We start from the raw sequence: 16261 nt of genomic DNA, 5'->3' as shown, positions 1-16261 counted from the left end.
AATTTAAAAAAATGGTGCTGCGTCAGAATACCTGCCCACACCAGCTGATTCTAATAAAAGCCTTTAAATTCTGTTGCCAGCCCTTATAGTTTTGACGGAATAAATATAGAAATTAAACTAACATTTGTGTTTTATGAAGTCTGCAATCTATATTCTATAATAGTAAAAAATTTTCAAACACCCCATTGTTTTTTGGGGGTATATGCAAAGAAAGATAATTTATTTTAAAAATATGGTTTAAAAATTTAGGTGGTTTAAATAAAAATAAGTAATATTACTCAGGTAAGGGGGTGTAAATGATATGAGGGAGTTTTGCTTAAACCCTTTTGTTTTATTGAATATAACTCAGATGCAGGAAGAGATGCTTTAGCGGAACAAGTTTTTGCAGTTATAGAGTACAACTTAATTTCTATAATTCAACGGAAGGTTTTTCGATTTCAGCAGAAGGAGGAAATTCTAGCGTCCTGGTTCTTGAAGGGGAACAGGTTTATTTTATATAAGGTTTAAATGCCACTTATTTATAAATCTACCAGCTAAGGACCAAACAGTTTAGTTTGCTTGTAGCATCCTGCGGTGATCCAAAACTTTGCAGATGTTATTAATTAGTTTCGATTACCTTCTTAGAATAAAAAAGCCCTGGAAGATCGGCCAATCCCCAGGGCAGGTAATAAATGCTCATTCTAAATTATTTCTAACTTAAAACTATTCAAATTTATGAAAAAAAAGCTACTCAGCCAACTTTTAGGCGGGCTAGTGCTGGGATTACTGTGCTCTCAGGTGGCACAGGCGCAATTCACGCTTTCTGGTCAGCTCCGAACCCGCTCCGAGTTACGCGATGGGCAAGGTACGTTATCGCCGGAGGGGGCAAAGCCAGCATTTTTCACTTCGCAGCGTACCCGCCTGAACATGGGCTATGCCGGGCACCGTTTTAAGTTACATGCTGCAGTGCAAGATGTCCGTGTGTGGGGCCAGGATGCCTCCAGTATTAACCGCATCACCCTCGATGCCAACAACGGCTTGTTGGTGCACGAAGCCTGGGGCGAAATCATGCTCCTCGACACTACCTCTGCCCTAGATAACTTCTCGCTTAAAATAGGGCGACAGGAACTGGTATATGACGACTCGCGGCTGCTGGGCAATCTGGACTGGCTGCAACAGGGCCGTCGCCACGATGTAGCTTTGCTGAAGCTGGAGCATCAGGGCTGGATGGGCCACATCGGCGTAGCATTCAACCAGAACCAGGAGCGCAAAATCGGAACGCCTTACAATGGTATACCGGCAGGTTATGGCGCGGGCACCAACGGCATTGGCACTATGTACAAATCGATGCAATTTTTGTATGCCGGCCGCAAATTCCAGAGAGGTAGTGCCTCGCTGCTGTTCCTGAAAGACGACTTTAACAAATACCAGACAGAGGGCGGAAACCGCATATGGGGGCAAGGAGCCTGGAGCCGTTTAACCAGCGGTGCTTTTGTTACGGTTACACCGCTAGAGCGGGTGGGGGTTACGGCCAGCGCCTATGTGCAGCGTGGCAACGACAAAGACGGCAATAAACTGGCTGCTCACTTACTTTCTGCCGCCGCTACTTATACGGTGTCGCCTAGGTTTAGCTTTGGCCCCGGTATAGATTATACTTCTGGTAACAATCCGGCCGCCACAGATGGTGTTAACCGCCAGTTCGACCCGCTTTACGGCACACCGCACAAGTTCTGGGGCTATATGGACTACTTTTACGTAGCTGATGGTTTTGGTAAAAATGGCCTGGTGAATTACTACCTGAAGTCTCGGTACAAGGTAAACGAAAAGCTTTCTGTAGCGCTCGATGTACATCAGTTTATGGCTGCCAACGAGGTGCTGAGTCCTGAAAGCGTTAGCCTGGACCGCAACTTCGGTACAGAACTGGACCTGGTGCTGAGCGCTGCCATTACAAAAGTAGTTGGCCTGGAGGCTGGCTATTCTACCTTGTTCGGTTCTGCTACACTCGCCTCTCCGGCCGTTAAAAACATAGCCAACCCCGATAAGCAAGCCAACTGGGCTTATCTGATGGTCAATATCAAGCCAAATTTCCTGGCTAAGTAACTTACCAATTTATCTTTTCTGCTTTCTTTTCAGCAGCTGCTCAGGTGCTGCATGTCTTCTTATTGCCAAATTTTTCCTTAACAGATCATAACAAAAACATATGAAACGTCCTCTTTCCATTTTATCCTCGTTGCTGGCGGTGCTGCTGGTAATGGGCGTAGTCACGATCCTGAACTCCTGTAGCTCTAACACTACGGCTGCAGATGGTACTGCTCTGGCTGGAGATGCTCCTGCCGGTAAAAAGATTACACTGGGCATTATTCCGCTCACCGATTGTGCCCCGCTCGTAATTGCCCACGAAAAAGGCATCTTTAAAAAATATGGCCTGAATGTGGAAATATCGAAAGAAGCCAGCTGGGCCAATGTGCGTGATAAACTGCTAACCGGTGAACTGGATGGCGCTCACTGTCTTTTCGGAATGCCTTTCTCTGTCTACACGGGTGTGAGTGGCAAAGCAGGCTCTGAAATGCAGATCGCCATGATGCTGAACAACAACGGCCAGGCCATTACCCTATCGAATGACTTCTGTGGCAAGGTTGGTTTCCAGAACCTGGATGGTATGGCAGCAGCTGTTTCGGCTATGGGAGCTAAAAAGGAACTGACGTTTGCCATGACATACCCTGGCGGCACCCACGACATCTGGCTACGCTATTACCTGGCAGCTGCCGGTGTAGACCAGCAGAAAGTACGCATTATTACCATTCCGCCTCCACAAATGGTCGCTAACATGAAAGTAGGAAACATGGACGGTTTTTGTGTAGGAGAGCCCTGGAACCAAGTGGCTGTAAAGCAGAACATCGGCTTCACGCACCTCGCCTCGCAAGACATCTGGAAAAACCACCCGGAAAAAGCCCTGGTTGTGAACAAGCAGTTCAGCGAAGGCCGCCGCGAAGACTTGAAGCTGGTGATGAAGGCCGTGCTGGAAGCTTCTATCTGGCTCGACGATTTGAAAAACAGGGGAGAGGCTGCTGAGATTATCGGGAGGCAGTCGTATGTGAACGCACCGGCAAACGAAATTGAGGCGCGCCTGTTGGGCGAGTACGACCTGGGCTGCGACTTTGGCAAGTATACTTACAAAGACGATTACATGCTCTACCACAACAAAGGCATGGTGAATTTCCCGCGCAAAGCCTATGGCATCTGGTATATGAACCAGTATGTGCGCTTTGGCTACCTCAAAGATGCCCCCGACTACAAAGCCATAGCCGATAAGCTTATTTTGCAGGACCTCTATGCCGAAGTAGCCAAAGAAATGGGCATTGCTGTGCCAGAAGATGATATGCAACCGTTCACCATCGATATTGACAAATCTACTTTCGACCCGAACAGCCCGGGGGCAGGAGCACCGGTGGCAAAGAAGTAAGCAGTTACGCTAATTATAAAAAAGCCGAGGGCCTGACCCTTGAGCAAAATCAAGCTGTTTTGCTTCCGGAGGCCATTTTCATTTAAATAATCTGGTTTTCGATGACAGGTGCAGGAGTGCAGCAGAAACAGCCTGCGCTCCGCTACTAAATCTCTCTTTCATTTAAAATTTACTTTAACATGAACGCTCAAACAAACTCTGCAGCTATAGAACTTACCTCTTCCGCTGCGTTATCAGATCGAATCTCCCTGAAGCCACTTCTGAACAAGTTGTCAGGTGCGCTGCAAGCCTCTGCTTATACGCTTGGCGGCTTCGGTATTCTGCTCGTTTTGTGGTACCTCCTCAGCAAGCTTACTGCCGGTGCGTTACCTGGTCCTGTTGCCACACTTACTGTGCTGTGGGAAATGCTGAAGGACCCGTTCTACGATTACGGCCCCAACGACAAAGGCATTGCCCTGCAACTTATCAGTTCGCTTGGGAAAGTATTTATCGGTTTTGCGCTCGGGTCGGTGGTAGCTATTCCGATAGGCATTTTAATGGGCGCCAACTCCTTCTGTAACAAACTGTTTTACCCGATTGTGCAAATCCTGAAGCCGGTATCGCCGCTGGCCTGGTTCCCGATAGGGCTGGCAGTTTTTCAGAATGCCGGAACAGCTACCATCTTTATCATTTTTATTACCTCGCTTTGGTCAACGCTCATCAACACTGCTTTTGGAGTGGGTTCTATCCCGAAAGACCATAAAAATGTGGCTAAGGCATTCGGCTTCTCTACCTGGCGCTACATCACCAAAATTCTGATTCCGTACAGCCTGCCGCACATTATTACTGGCTTGCGCTTAAGCATTAGTGTGGCCTGGCTCGTAATTGTGGCTGGCGAAATGTTATCTGGTGGTCTGGGTATCGGTTTTTTTGTGTGGGATAGCTGGAACGCCCTGAGCCTCGAAAAAGTAATTGCCGCCATTCTGATAATCGGAATTGTAGGCTTGCTGCTCGATAGGTTTTTCGCCGTGCTGGAAAAGAAGTTTACATATGCCAGCTAAGTGGGAATCGCCTACTGAAACATTAGAAATTAATAGAATGCTACTGCAACAGACGACCTTTCTCAAACTCAAAAATAGGCTGCTTGAAGCAAACCCATTCTTATTCACTCACTCAAAATTTACACCATCACTCATTTCTTCAGAAAAGCCATGTACTTAGAAATAAATAACTTAGAGATATCTTTTGCTACGCCGAAAGGAAAATTTGTGGCGGTACGGAATGTAGACCTTCAGGTAAAGAAGGGCGAAATAGTTTCAATTATCGGCCACTCCGGCTGTGGCAAATCTACCATTATGAATGCCGTAGCCGGAATGCTGACACCGACCAAAGGCACTGTTACCATTAACGGAGTTCCTGTGAAAGGCCCCGGACCAGACAGGGGCATTGTGTTTCAGAACTACTCGTTGCTACCCTGGCTCACGGTGTACCAGAATATTTTTCAGGCAGTAGATGCAGCTGTGAAGAATAAGACGCGGGAGGAGAAGAAGGAGATCGTAGAGAAATACATTAAGATGGTAAACCTGTCGGCACACCGCGAGAAGCTACCGCAGCAGATTTCGGGTGGCATGAAACAGCGTGTCGCCATTGCCCGCGCCTTCGCCATTAACCCCGACATGCTGCTCATGGACGAACCCTTCGGAGCCCTAGATGCCCTGACCAAAGGCGACATGCAACTGGAACTTCTGAAACTCTGGAACCTGGACAACCGCAGCAAAACCATTATCCTGGTAACGCACGACATCGAAGAAGCCATTTTCCTTTCAGACAGAATCGTGGTGATGACAGATGGCCCAGCCGCCACCATACGCGAAATAGAAGAACTGCACCTGCCACGCCCACGCAACAAAAAAGCCATTATCAGTATGCCCGAGTACAAACTTATCAGGGAAAGACTGCTGAGCCTACTCATGGATAAAGTGGAGGTAGACGAAGCAGATTTTTATAAAGGTGTGCCCGTGGAGGCGTAACATCTTTGGATTACTAAAGATGCCTTTCAGCTTTTAATATTGAACTAAGCTTTTGAAGGCAATTATTCGAATAAAAACTGCCTTCAAAAGCTTTTGGCCTTATTTTAAGTCAAGGGTTCACATATAAAAAAGCCTCAGATGCACCACGCATCTGAGGCTTTTAAATTATGTTAGTTGCTACTTAAAGCTTAACCTGTTCCTGTAATATAGCAGCAAGTTCACTGAAATCGTTCTTGATGCTGAGAGAGTGCTTCGGCTTGTTCAGGAAGGCCTGTAGCTGCTCCGGCAAGGCAACATCGGTGCCGATAATAGCTTCGATGCTCTGTTGGAATTTAGCAGGGTGCGCTGTCTCTAGGAAAATACCAGCCGTTTTGAACTCAGGCAAGTACTTTTTCAGGCTCATATAGCCAATGGCTCCGTGTGGGTCCATCAGGTAATTTCCTTGTGCATTTACTTCCCTGATAACCGATCTAATGGGCTCGTCGTCTGTCCAATAACCTTTCACAACCTGCAGCAGTGCATCGAAATCGTTCCCGAACAGCTCCAGAATTCTTGGAAAATTGTTCGGTGCGCCAACATCCATAGCGTTGGCGATGGTGGCTACCGATGGGGCAGGAGCGTAAATGCCTGTCTCCAGGTAATCCGGCACGATTTTGTTACGGTTAGTTGCGGCTATAAAATTAGCAATTGGTAAACCCATCTGGCGGGCCAGTAAACCGGCAGCCAGGTTTCCGAAGTTCCCGGAAGGCACTGCAAACGTTACAGCAGACGCATCCGCAGCGGGGTTTTGCTTCCGCCACTGTCCCCAGGCATGGAAATAGTACACCATTTGCGGTAACCAGCGAGCCACATTAATAGAGTTGGCGGAAGACAGCTGCATTTCTTTTGACAGCTCTTCATCTGAGAAAGCCTGCTTCACCAGGCTCTGGCAATCGTCGAACGTGCCTTTTACGGCTACAGAGGTAATGTTCTGGCCCAGCGTGGTAAACTGCATTTCCTGGATATCGCTTACACCGCCTTCGGGGTACAGAATAACCACCTCAATATTGGCAACGCCTAAAAAGCCATTTGCTACAGCACTTCCCGTATCGCCGGATGTGGCTACCAGTACCGTTACAGGATTGCCGCTTGTAGAGAAAGCCTGCAGGCAGCGCGACATAAATCGGGCACCCACATCTTTAAAAGCACAGGTCGGGCCATGGAACAGCTCCAGTGCCGAAATACCTTCTTCGACTTCTACCAGCGGAATAGGAAACGTAAATACCTCCTCGCAAATAGTCTTTAGCTGATCAGCGGTAAGATCAGGAGTGGTGTAGGGGCTCAGCACCTGGTAAGCAATTTCAGCGAGCGTTAACTCTGGCAGCGCCTCAAAAAACGACGCAGGCAGCACCGGAATCTCTTTCGGGAAAAATAAACCTTTGTCCTGTGGCAGGCCTTTTATTACGGCCTCGCTGAAGCTCATGTCTGCGGACTGGCGGTTGGTACTATAGAATGTCATGCTTGTGCGGGTTGTAATATGGTTTGTTCTATAAGCCGTGCGCCCTGGTCAGGCACCTGCGTTACATAAGATTTTACTTCGATGCCACTGCTGCCGTATACCTGCTCCATGGCATGCTGCACGGCCATTGCCTGCTCTTCGGTAGCTGAAAGCGCAAAAATAGATGGCCCTGAGCCGGAAATGCCGCAACCCAAGGCTCCTGCACTAATGGCGGCTGCTTTGGCCTGGTTAAATAACGGAATCAGTACGGAACGCTCCGGCTCAAATATTTCGTCGTGGAGGCTACGCCCGATCAGGCTGTAATCGCCTTTGAGCAGGCCGGTGATCAGGCCAGCCAGGTTGCCCCACTGCCGGATGCCTTTTTGCAAGGGAATATCTTTTTTAAGAATGCTGCGGGCGAGCGAGGTTTTTAACTCTACCTGCGGATGTACCACCGTGCAATACAGCTCTACCGGTACGCCCAGCGGTACAATGTCGAGCGGGTCGTAGCTGCGCACCAATACAAAACCTCCTAATAAAGAAGGGGCCACATTGTCGGCATGCGCTGAACCGGAGGCTTTGCGTTCACCTTCCATGGCGTAAACCACCAGCTCCTGAGTAGTAAACGGTTTGCCAAGCAGCTCGTTCATGGCATAGGCTGCAGCAGCCGAACTTGCCGCGCTGCTGCCGAGTCCGCTGCCTACCGGCAAACCCTTGTGCAACTGTAGCTCCACACCATGGCCAATTTTAAGGTCGCTAAGCATTTTCTGAGCCACTACCCCGATCACATTTTCTGTGGGGTCGAGCGAAAGTCCGGTTACACCTGTTACTGCAGATATCGTAACGCCTGGAGTTTCTTTTTTGCGTGCCCACACCTCATCGCCCGGATGCTCCATGGCAAAGCCCAATACATCGAAACCACAGCAAACGTTGGCTACAGTGGCCGGTGCATATGCTTTTATAAATTCTGAATTCTTCATGATTCTACTTGTTGTGCCATCTCAAACGCAGGCATGTCTGGTTTGGAGAGAAAAAAACTGTCGTGCAGCAAGTTTACCGCTTTTTGCGCATCCTCGGCCTGTACCACAAAAGAAATATTGCGTTCGGTTGCCCCCTGCGCTATGGCCCTGATGTTAATGCCGTTGCTGCCTAAAAGCGAGAAAGTGGTACCGGCAATGCCCGGTTGCTTTATCATACCATTGCCTACTAAAGCTATAATACTCATCGGGGCTTCTAAGTTCAACGGATCCAGAATTCCTGTCCGGATATCTTCTGCAAACTCGTGTTCCAGGGCATGCAGCGCGTGCGCCCCCTCACTTTGCGTCAGGCCGATGGTGATGCTGTGCTCCGACGACGATTGCGTGATAAAGTAAATATTGATGCTCTCGGTGGCAACAGCCTTAAACATGCGCATGGCTATGCCCGGCACACCTACCATGCCACTGCCTGTTAAAGTAAGCATAGCAATATGGTCGATGCACGATACGCCTTTAATAATCTGGTTGCCGGGAGTGGCTTTTTCCGTAATTAAAGTACCCTTATGGCTTGGGTTAAACGTATTTTTCAGCTGCAGCGGAATTTTGGCGGCCACCAGCGGGTAAATGGTAGGCGGGTACAGCACCTTAGCTCCAAAATAAGCCAGCTCCATCGCCTCCTCGTAGCTCAGCTCCGGAATAGAGTAGGCCGATTTGGCTTTACGCGGATCGGTGGTGTACATGCCATCCACATCAGACCAGATCTCCAGTTTTTCTGCGTTCAGGGCCGCTGCGTAGAGCGAGGCACTGTAATCAGAACCGCCACGACCCAACACAGTGGTTTTACCGGTAGTGGAGCTGGATATAAAACCCGGTGCAATAATAAGCGATGCCTCCGGGAGGTGCTCCTTTATCTGCTCGTAAGTCTTTTTCAGGTCTACTTTCGCGTTCAGGTAATTATTATCTGTAAAGATAAAATGGCGGCTGTCGATCAGGGTATTGGCCAGCCCTTTGTATTGAAATGCCTCTGAAACAATGGCAGAAGAAAGCAGTTCGCCGTAGCTCATGACACGGGCCTTAATACTGTCGCTGATCTCATCGAGCAGGTACACGCCTTTGCACATGTCTTCGAGTTCGCGGAGCCGTAATTTAATCTTGCCTTTAATGTTAATCTGCAGGTTAATCGGAACCAACTGCTCAATAGCTTCCATGTGTTTTGTCTCCAGCAGTTGCAGCACTTCCTGGTAAGAGTCGTCGTGTGCGGCAGCTTTCTGGAAACAGCTGATAAGCATGTCCGTTACGCCAGACATAGCCGACACTACGACCAGCATGCGGGTAGCATCTTGCTTATCGCTTAAAATAGAGGCGATTTGATTTATTGCCCTGGCGTTGGCTACGGATGTTCCACCAAATTTTAAAACCAGCATAGTTTATGGTTCTGATGTTAGAAAGTAATGTTTTAAAAGGCCTTGAGATCAGCTTAAGGTAGCCCGGAAGGCGAACAGGATGGATGATGTATTTACGTGAACCCCCTAACGGGTAATAATGCCAGGCGCTGTTCCGTAGATGAAAAAAGCATCTGAAACAAACGACCCACCGTAAGCACCAATTGGTGTGCCGGCACTGCTAAGGGATATTTTACGTGAATTTTTCATTTTTTTTTGAGCAGCCAATATCTACATTAATTTAAACAATTGCAAAAAAACCGGGCCTGATGCTTGTAAAAATACTAACACGTGGGCAGAATTACTTAGTATTATCGCAAAAATCAGGAACAGAACCGCCTGCGCCGTATGTTGCATAATTATGCTAAATTGCAGGTTCTGCTTTTTCGGAGCATAAAAAAAGTTTATAAATGATGAAATAAGGTGCAGCAGCCTATGTTTTGCGCTTAAAATTGAATATGTTGGATAGCATTAAACCACTGAAGACAGCCTCTATACACCAGGTGCCAAAAGATGGCAGCAGCCTGCCCCTGATGGAAGCTTTTTATACCATACAAGGGGAGGGGGCAAACACAGGTTGTGCCGCTTACTTTATACGGCTGGGCGGCTGCGATGTAGGCTGCCACTGGTGCGATGTGAAGGAGTCGTGGGATGCTGAGCTGCACCCGCTGACGCAGGTAGAGGAAATTGTGAGAACAGCCGAACAGTTTCCGGGCAAAGCTGTTGTGGTAACAGGTGGAGAACCTTTGCTTTACAACCTCAATCCCTTAACCTCCTTGCTGCAGGAGCAGGGCATCCAGACGTTTATCGAAACATCGGGAGCCTACCCGCTGAGCGGTTACTGGGACTGGGTGTGCCTTTCGCCTAAAAAGTTTAAGGCCCCTGATGCCTCCGTTTACCCTTTTGCCGATGAGCTGAAAGTAATTATCTTTAACAAAAGCGACTTTGCCTGGGCCGAGGAACATGCTGCTAAGGTAGGGCTTAAAACCAGGCTTTATCTGCAGCCGGAATGGAGCAAGGCCGAACAGCTGATGCCCCAGATCGTGGATTACGTTAAAAATAACCCGAAATGGCGTGTGTCGTTGCAGACACACAAATACATGGACATTCCATAACACCCCCTATGTACAAGATTCTGCTCATCACTTTATGCTTGCTTTCCTGCATCTGTTACAGTACCTGTGCCCAAACGGCACCGCTTAGCACCACCAACAAGAAAGCACTGAGCCTGTACCATAAAGCCGATGAGTATGCCAAGGCGCGGAATTTCCAGAAAGCCTTACAGGCCTTAGACGATGCTACCGACAAAGACCCCCGGTTTGCAGAAGCTTACCTGAAAGCGGCCAGCCTGACCCGGTCGCTGGGCGATAAAGCTGCGACTTTTACTTATCTCGAAAAAGGTCTCTCGCTTGTGCCGTTCAATCCGGCGCTGCAGAACAGCTATTTCGACCTGGCCGAGCTTTATTTTGAGCGTGGCAATTACGAGCAGGCAAAACAGAATTACGAAGCCTTTCTGAAATCGAAACCACGGAACCCTAAACTAGTGGATCTGGCACGGCAGCAGTTCAAAACCAGCGAGTATGCTATGCAAGCCATGCTGAACCCGGTAGAATTTAACCCGGTGCAGCTGCCGGGGGTTATCAATCGGTTTGGCTTGCAATATTTTCCGTCTACCACCGCCGACCAGCGGCACCTCATTTATACCGGCCGCATTAGCGCACGCCCCGACCAGGACGAAAATATTTATGTAAGCCAGTGGCGGAATGGGGAGTGGCAGGACCCTGTTTCTATATCGGATGCTATTAACTCACCGGCAAACGAGGGGGCGGCCACCATATCAGGCGATGGCAAAACGCTGGTGTTCACTTCATGTAACCGGGCCGATAGCCAGGGCGACTGCGACCTGTACATTTCTTTCAGAACAGGAAACGAATGGAGCAAGCCAAAAAACATGGGCAGCACCGTTAATTCCAGGGCCTGGGAGTCGCAGCCAAGCCTTTCAGCCGATGGCAGAACCTTGTACTTTACCTCCAACAGAAGTGGAGGCAAAGGCAAAGAAGACATTTGGGTAACACACATGCGCCAGGACAGCAGCTGGGAAAAGCCTGTAAATGTGGGAGCTCCCATTAACACGCCTGGCCGCGACATGGCCCCGTTTATTCATGCCAGTGGGTCTACGCTTTATTTCGTAAGCGATGGGCACCAGGGCTTAGGTGGCCTCGATGTGTTTAAAACCGCTCTGAAGCCAGACCATAAGTGGGAAGAGCCGCAGAACATGGGCTACCCCTTAAATACGCATGCTGATGAAGGTTCTATGTTCATTACTCCCGACAACAAAACCGGTTTCTACTCCCGCAAAGTTATAACAGATACAGGTGCTCCTTCTATATTATTGTACAGTTTTGAGGTGCCGGAGGTCTGGAAAAGCAGCGAAAAAAGTACCTATGCCCAGGGCCGCGTTTTCGATAATGTTACCAAAAAGCCACTGAAAGCCACCATACAACTCTATGATGTGCGCGCCGACTCGCTGGTGCAGCAGGTAAGCTCCGACCAGGTTTCTGGTGAATATACCGCTGTTTTGGCAGAAGGAAAGAAATATGCGCTCTACGTGAGTGCCCCTGCCTATATGATGAACAGCCTGAGCTTCGACTACACCTCGGCCAAAGCCCTGACACCGCTGGCACTGGATGTGTACCTCGACCCGATAAAAACCGGAGCTGCCGTGGTGCTGAACAACCTCTTTTTTGATACCGGTGAGTATGCCTTGCAGCAGGATTCCAAAACCGAACTGAACAAGCTGATCAGCTTTCTGCAGCTTAACAAAGAAATAAGAATTGAGATAGCCGGCCACACCGACGATATTGGTTCAGATGATGCCAATCAGGTTTTATCAGAGAAAAGAGCCAAATCGGTAGCCGATCATCTGGCAGGGCAAGGCATCAGCAGAGACAGGTTGCGCTCTAAGGGTTACGGCGAAACAAAGCCGAAACAACCCAACACCACCGAAGAAAACCGCAGCCTGAACCGCAGGATTGAGATGAAAATTCTGTAATTGGCTATCTCTTTTGCACTTGCTTCAATTATGCTAATGAAAAGGTCCTCCAAAAGGTTTTTTTGATTTTAAGTGTCAAGGGTGTTTCTTTATAGAAAAGAGAATCAGGGAATAAGTATGCTGAGAGCTTTTAGAAAGTGTTGGGTTTTGGTAAGAGTCTGAATTATGCTAATGAATTTAACCTTCAGAAGCTTTTCCTTGATTTTGAATCCAAGGGTAGTAAAAGCCTAGTATTGATAAATCCTAATTTTCAGAATTCCTTTAACTCATTTGTACTTTTAAAGCCATTCAAGACTCCTGATTAGTACAAAATTTGTCTTTATCTCCCGGTTCTGTTCCCTGGCAGAACCTTCGTTTGCAGCATGTAACTTCTTTAAGCCTCATAAAGTGCGCTGAAAGGTGAAAGCACACGGAGGCGGAATGCAAAATGCTAAACTTATAATGATTTAGCAATCAACAATTAACAAACAACAATAAACAATCAATCAGCAAACCAACCGGGTTGGTAAAGCAGCAAAGCCCGCAAAGAACTTCTTTTTCAGGAGAAGGCTCTGCAGGCTTTGTTATTATAAAATCGCTGTAAGGCGAGTAATTCAGGAGATACTATCTTTCCTCTATCGGAACGTAAGTGCGGGTGTTTTCGCCAACATAAATCTGGCGCGGACGGCCGATTGGCTCTTTCTGCTCACGCATCTCTTTCCATTGAGCGATCCATCCTGGCAGGCGGCCTAAGGCGAACATCACAGTAAACATCTCAGTAGGAATGCCAAGTGCACGGTAGATAATGCCGGAATAGAAGTCTACGTTCGGGTAAAGTTTGCGCTCTATAAAATAAGAGTCCGTAAGAGCAGCCTGCTCCAGTTCTTTGGCAATATTCAGGATCGGGTCTTTAATGCCAAGCGCGGAGAGCACATCATCGGCCGTCTTTTTAATGATCTTGGCACGAGGGTCAAAGTTTTTGTATACTCTGTGTCCGAAACCCATTAAACGGAAAGGATCGTTTTTGTCTTTTGCTTTGGCAATAAACTTCTGCGAGTCGCCACCGTCTGCTTTAATCTGCTCCAGCATCTCGATAACGGCCTGGTTGGCGCCACCATGCAGCGGGCCCCAGAGTGCGCTAATACCTGCCGAAACAGAAGAGTATAGGCTGGCGTGTGCCGAACCAACCAAACGCACTGTAGAAGTAGAGCAGTTCTGCTCATGGTCGGCGTGCAGGATAAGCAGTTTGTTCAGTGCATCAACCACCACCGGATTTACCTCATAGTCTTCGGTTTGGTACGAAAACATCATGTGCAGGAAATTGGAGCAATAGTCGAGGCTGTTTTTAGGATAGTTAACCCGGTGCCCAACAGAGTTCTTGTAAGACCAGGCAGCGATGGTGGAGAGTTTGGCCATCAGGCGGATAATGGACAGGTCCATCTCATCTTTTGTCTGGTTCGATTTTAGCGACTCCGGATAGAAAGCAGTAAGTGAGCTTACAAGCGCAGACAGGATACCCATCGGGTGAGCCGCAGACGGGAAACCGTCTAAAATCTTACGCATATCTTCGTTCACCAGGGTATGGCGCTTAATTCTGTTACTGAAAGCAGCAAGCTCTTCTGTGGTAGGAAGTGCTCCGTAAATCAATAAATAGGAAACCTCTATAAAGCTTGATTTTTCTGCCAGCTCCTCGATCGGATAACCTCTGTAGCTGAGGATACCTTCCTCACCATCCAGGAAAGTGATGGCACTGGTGGTGGCACCTGTATTCTTATAGCCCGAATCGAGGGTAACATATCCTGATTCTGCTCTTAAAGAAGAAATATCGATTGCTTTTTCATCTTCAGTACCTACTACTACCGGTAGCTTGTAGGATTTACCTTCAAGTATTAGTTCAGCGAAATCTGACATGAGTGAGTTTTTTATTTGTCCGTGGTTGAATCTCTAGTAAGAGCGAAATTATGTAAAAATGTCATAAAATGAAATTAACCCGGTATTTATCTGGTAAAATATATACATGCCATCCATCTGCTGCAGAAGTGCCTCCAAAATTTAGGGCTGCAAGGGCCAGCAAGTAAGGTTTTTCTATTTTAGCCTTCAAAAAACGCAGGTCAAATTTTATTTTCTCCTTTCAAAAACAAGCAATTTTACTTAATGTTCAGCAGAGGCTCTATTTTTAGTTTAGTTACTATTAAATTATTCATTACAAATAACTTATGAAATGCAGTTTTGGTTAAGCCGTTTCGGAGCAGCGTAATTTTACTCAGTTGCTGTGTATACCTGCTCCGAAGAAAATTTATTTTTTAAAAGAGCAGCAGCAGGTGCTCACATACTTTCTGTTCTAAAACAAATCTTGTGCTGGCAAATGTCAGACTGAAGGAGCAATCGGAGCAACATGTACTGAACCGAAGAATAGCACAAAGCGCTTATGCAAACGTTGGTATTTATAAATAATAATATAGATACGTTAATTATTGTCTGCATGATTTGGGAGTTATAGCAGAACTAACTTAATTAGTTGTTTCGAACAGTAGAAAAACAACTTTTCCGAAATTCCGATAACGAACATTCATGAGAGCAGATATTAAAAAAGAGCCTTTTGGCACCTTGCCTGGTGGGCAGGAGGTTAGCCTCTATAGGTTAACCAACGCCGCAGGTATGGTAGTGAAAATTACAAACTATGGCGCCATAATTACCTCCATTGTTACCCCCGATAAAAACGGTGAGGCAGGAGAGGTAGCCCTGGGTTTTGAGGACCTGGAAGGATACCTGCAGAAGCAGCCTTACTTTGGCTCTGTAGTGGGGCGTTTCGCCAACCGCATTAAAAATGCCAGGTTTTCTATTAACGGTCAGGAGTACGAACTGGCCGCTAACAAAGCTCCAAACCACATACACGGCGGCTTATCTGGGTTCGATAAAAAAGTGTGGCAGGCCGAAGAACTGCCCGCCCTGAATGGCCTGAAGCTGACCTATACAAGCCCTGATGGCGAAGAAGGGTATCCGGGCAATCTGGAAACGACCATTACTTACAGCCTGACCGACGATAACGAACTGACCATACGATACCAGGCTACAACTGATAAAGCTACGCCTGTTAACCTGACCAACCATAGTTACTTCAACCTGACCGCAGGCAAATCGGAGTTGATTCTGGACCATGTGGTGCAGATCGCTTCTGATGCCTATACGCTCGTGGATGATACACAAGTGCCAACCGGTGAGGTACAGCAGGTTGAAGGAACTCCTATGGACTTCAGGGAGCAGCATGTGATAGGGGAGCGAATTGCGCAGGTTCCTGGCGGTTACGACCACAACTATATTGTACCACAAGCCGATGGATCAATTAAATACGTGGCCTCAGTACTGGACCCGGAAAGCAAGCGGTTTATGGAAGTATTTACAACCATGCCCGGCGTGCAGTTTTATACAGGCAATGCACTCGATGGCAGCGTAAAAGACAAGCACGGAAAAGTATTTGTTAAGCAGTGTGCGCTTTGCCTCGAAACACAGCACTTCCCCGATGCTCCAAATCACGAAGAGTTTCCGTCGGCTATTCTGCAACCTGGCGAAACCTATGACCACACTACCATTTACAAATTTTCGGTAAAAAAAGGTGCTTAAGCAGTAGGTGGGTGCATAACAAAAGTGTATCGCTTTTATGAACATAATGTGCCAGCCCATGCCGCAAACTCTCACCGGCATGTGTCGTGTACCTAACCTCTTAAATAGCCGCTTTAGCGTTAAAGGGCTTAAGGCTTGCCGATATTTACAGGCTGTACCCTTGACAAAAAATAGTGAAATTTCCGTTGGAAGGCCAATTTCATTAGCAGAATTGGTCTGGCTCCATACATAACCTGAAAAGTATATTTATAACGAATGCAAA

The 16261-nt window shown here is 47.5% G+C and carries 12 protein-coding genes; 7 read left to right on the top strand and 5 right to left on the bottom strand.

The window, feature by feature from the left end; all coding sequences use genetic code 11:
- Window positions 1–714: 714 nt before the first annotated feature.
- From FVR03_RS01780 to FVR03_RS01765, 4 genes are all read left to right on the top strand, one after another.
- A complete protein-coding gene (locus FVR03_RS01780; protein ID WP_147920045.1) occupies window positions 715–2079 on the top strand; it encodes an alginate export family protein in 1365 nt (454 codons plus the stop codon).
- Window positions 2080–2179: 100 nt separating this feature from the next.
- A complete protein-coding gene (locus FVR03_RS01775; protein WP_255474020.1) occupies window positions 2180–3442 on the top strand; it encodes a CmpA/NrtA family ABC transporter substrate-binding protein in 1263 nt (420 codons plus the stop codon).
- Between the two features lie 179 nt (window positions 3443–3621).
- Window positions 3622–4482 (top strand): nitrate ABC transporter permease, encoded by an 861-nt coding sequence (gene ntrB / locus FVR03_RS01770; RefSeq protein WP_147920044.1) that lies wholly within the window; start codon window positions 3622–3624, stop codon window positions 4480–4482.
- A gap of 150 nt (window positions 4483–4632) precedes the next feature.
- Complete coding sequence (locus FVR03_RS01765; RefSeq protein WP_147920043.1) at window positions 4633–5451, top strand: ABC transporter ATP-binding protein; 819 nt, start codon at window positions 4633–4635, stop codon at window positions 5449–5451.
- A 181-nt stretch (window positions 5452–5632) separates the two neighbouring features.
- On the opposite strand, the gene thrC is transcribed toward FVR03_RS01765, so the two are convergent.
- From thrC to FVR03_RS24875, 4 genes are all read right to left on the bottom strand, one after another.
- Entirely contained in the window at window positions 5633–6949 is a 1317-nt protein-coding gene (thrC, locus tag FVR03_RS01760; protein ID WP_147920042.1) for a threonine synthase, read from the bottom strand.
- The gene (locus FVR03_RS01755) at window positions 6946–7908 is read right to left on the bottom strand and encodes a homoserine kinase (RefSeq protein ID WP_147920041.1); all 963 of its coding nucleotides are present in this window, start codon (window positions 7906–7908) and stop codon (window positions 6946–6948) included. The genes thrC and FVR03_RS01755 overlap by 4 nt, the downstream gene beginning before the upstream one ends.
- Window positions 7905–9329: an aspartate kinase gene (locus tag FVR03_RS01750; RefSeq protein ID WP_147920040.1), complete on the bottom strand. Its 1425-nt coding sequence runs from the start codon at window positions 9327–9329 to the stop codon at window positions 7905–7907. Before FVR03_RS01750 ends, FVR03_RS01755 begins: the two co-directional genes overlap by 4 nt.
- A 105-nt stretch (window positions 9330–9434) precedes the next feature.
- Window positions 9435–9557, bottom strand: a complete 123-nt coding sequence (locus FVR03_RS24875) for a hypothetical protein (protein WP_255474019.1) — start codon at window positions 9555–9557, stop codon at window positions 9435–9437.
- A 248-nt stretch (window positions 9558–9805) separates the two neighbouring features.
- Between FVR03_RS24875 and FVR03_RS01745 the strand changes: the two genes are divergently transcribed.
- Together FVR03_RS01745 and FVR03_RS01740 are read left to right on the top strand one after the other, a co-directional pair.
- Window positions 9806–10462 (top strand): 7-carboxy-7-deazaguanine synthase QueE, encoded by a 657-nt coding sequence (locus FVR03_RS01745; protein ID WP_187270004.1) that lies wholly within the window; start codon window positions 9806–9808, stop codon window positions 10460–10462.
- A gap of 8 nt (window positions 10463–10470) precedes the next feature.
- Window positions 10471–12399 (top strand): OmpA family protein, encoded by a 1929-nt coding sequence (locus tag FVR03_RS01740; protein WP_147920039.1) that lies wholly within the window; start codon window positions 10471–10473, stop codon window positions 12397–12399.
- Between the two features lie 603 nt (window positions 12400–13002).
- On the opposite strand, the gene FVR03_RS01735 is transcribed toward FVR03_RS01740, so the two are convergent.
- Window positions 13003–14289 (bottom strand): citrate synthase, encoded by a 1287-nt coding sequence (locus tag FVR03_RS01735; RefSeq protein ID WP_147920038.1) that lies wholly within the window; start codon window positions 14287–14289, stop codon window positions 13003–13005.
- Between the two features lie 660 nt (window positions 14290–14949).
- On the opposite strand from FVR03_RS01735, the gene FVR03_RS01730 reads away from it, so the two are divergent.
- Entirely contained in the window at window positions 14950–15999 is a 1050-nt protein-coding gene (locus FVR03_RS01730; protein ID WP_147920037.1) for an aldose epimerase family protein, read from the top strand.
- Window positions 16000–16261 lie beyond the last annotated feature (262 nt).

The organism is Pontibacter qinzhouensis, assembly GCF_008017455.1.
In the GTDB taxonomy this organism is placed as follows: domain Bacteria; phylum Bacteroidota; class Bacteroidia; order Cytophagales; family Hymenobacteraceae; genus Pontibacter; species Pontibacter qinzhouensis.
Note: the sequence above shows the minus strand (reverse complement) of the source record. Positions and strands in the feature narration are given on the sequence as shown.

What these genes read in the sequence shown, in the direction of transcription:
- FVR03_RS01730 (WP_147920037.1), top strand. Translation starts at nt 14,950, where the DNA reads ATGAGAGCAGATATTAAAAAAGAGCCTTTTGGCACCTTGCCTGGTGGG.
- FVR03_RS01745 (WP_187270004.1), top strand. Translation starts at nt 9,806, where the DNA reads ATGTTGGATAGCATTAAACCACTGAAGACAGCCTCTATACACCAGGTG.
- FVR03_RS01735 (WP_147920038.1), bottom strand. Translation starts at nt 14,289, where the DNA reads ATGTCAGATTTCGCTGAACTAATACTTGAAGGTAAATCCTACAAGCTA.
- FVR03_RS24875 (WP_255474019.1), bottom strand. Translation starts at nt 9,557, where the DNA reads ATGAAAAATTCACGTAAAATATCCCTTAGCAGTGCCGGCACACCAATT.
- FVR03_RS01765 (WP_147920043.1), top strand. Translation starts at nt 4,633, where the DNA reads ATGTACTTAGAAATAAATAACTTAGAGATATCTTTTGCTACGCCGAAA.
- FVR03_RS01755 (WP_147920041.1), bottom strand. Translation starts at nt 7,908, where the DNA reads ATGAAGAATTCAGAATTTATAAAAGCATATGCACCGGCCACTGTAGCC.
- FVR03_RS01750 (WP_147920040.1), bottom strand. Translation starts at nt 9,329, where the DNA reads ATGCTGGTTTTAAAATTTGGTGGAACATCCGTAGCCAACGCCAGGGCA.
- ntrB (WP_147920044.1), top strand. Translation starts at nt 3,622, where the DNA reads ATGAACGCTCAAACAAACTCTGCAGCTATAGAACTTACCTCTTCCGCT.
- thrC (WP_147920042.1), bottom strand. Translation starts at nt 6,949, where the DNA reads ATGACATTCTATAGTACCAACCGCCAGTCCGCAGACATGAGCTTCAGC.
- FVR03_RS01740 (WP_147920039.1), top strand. Translation starts at nt 10,471, where the DNA reads ATGTACAAGATTCTGCTCATCACTTTATGCTTGCTTTCCTGCATCTGT.
- FVR03_RS01775 (WP_255474020.1), top strand. Translation starts at nt 2,180, where the DNA reads ATGAAACGTCCTCTTTCCATTTTATCCTCGTTGCTGGCGGTGCTGCTG.
- FVR03_RS01780 (WP_147920045.1), top strand. Translation starts at nt 715, where the DNA reads ATGAAAAAAAAGCTACTCAGCCAACTTTTAGGCGGGCTAGTGCTGGGA.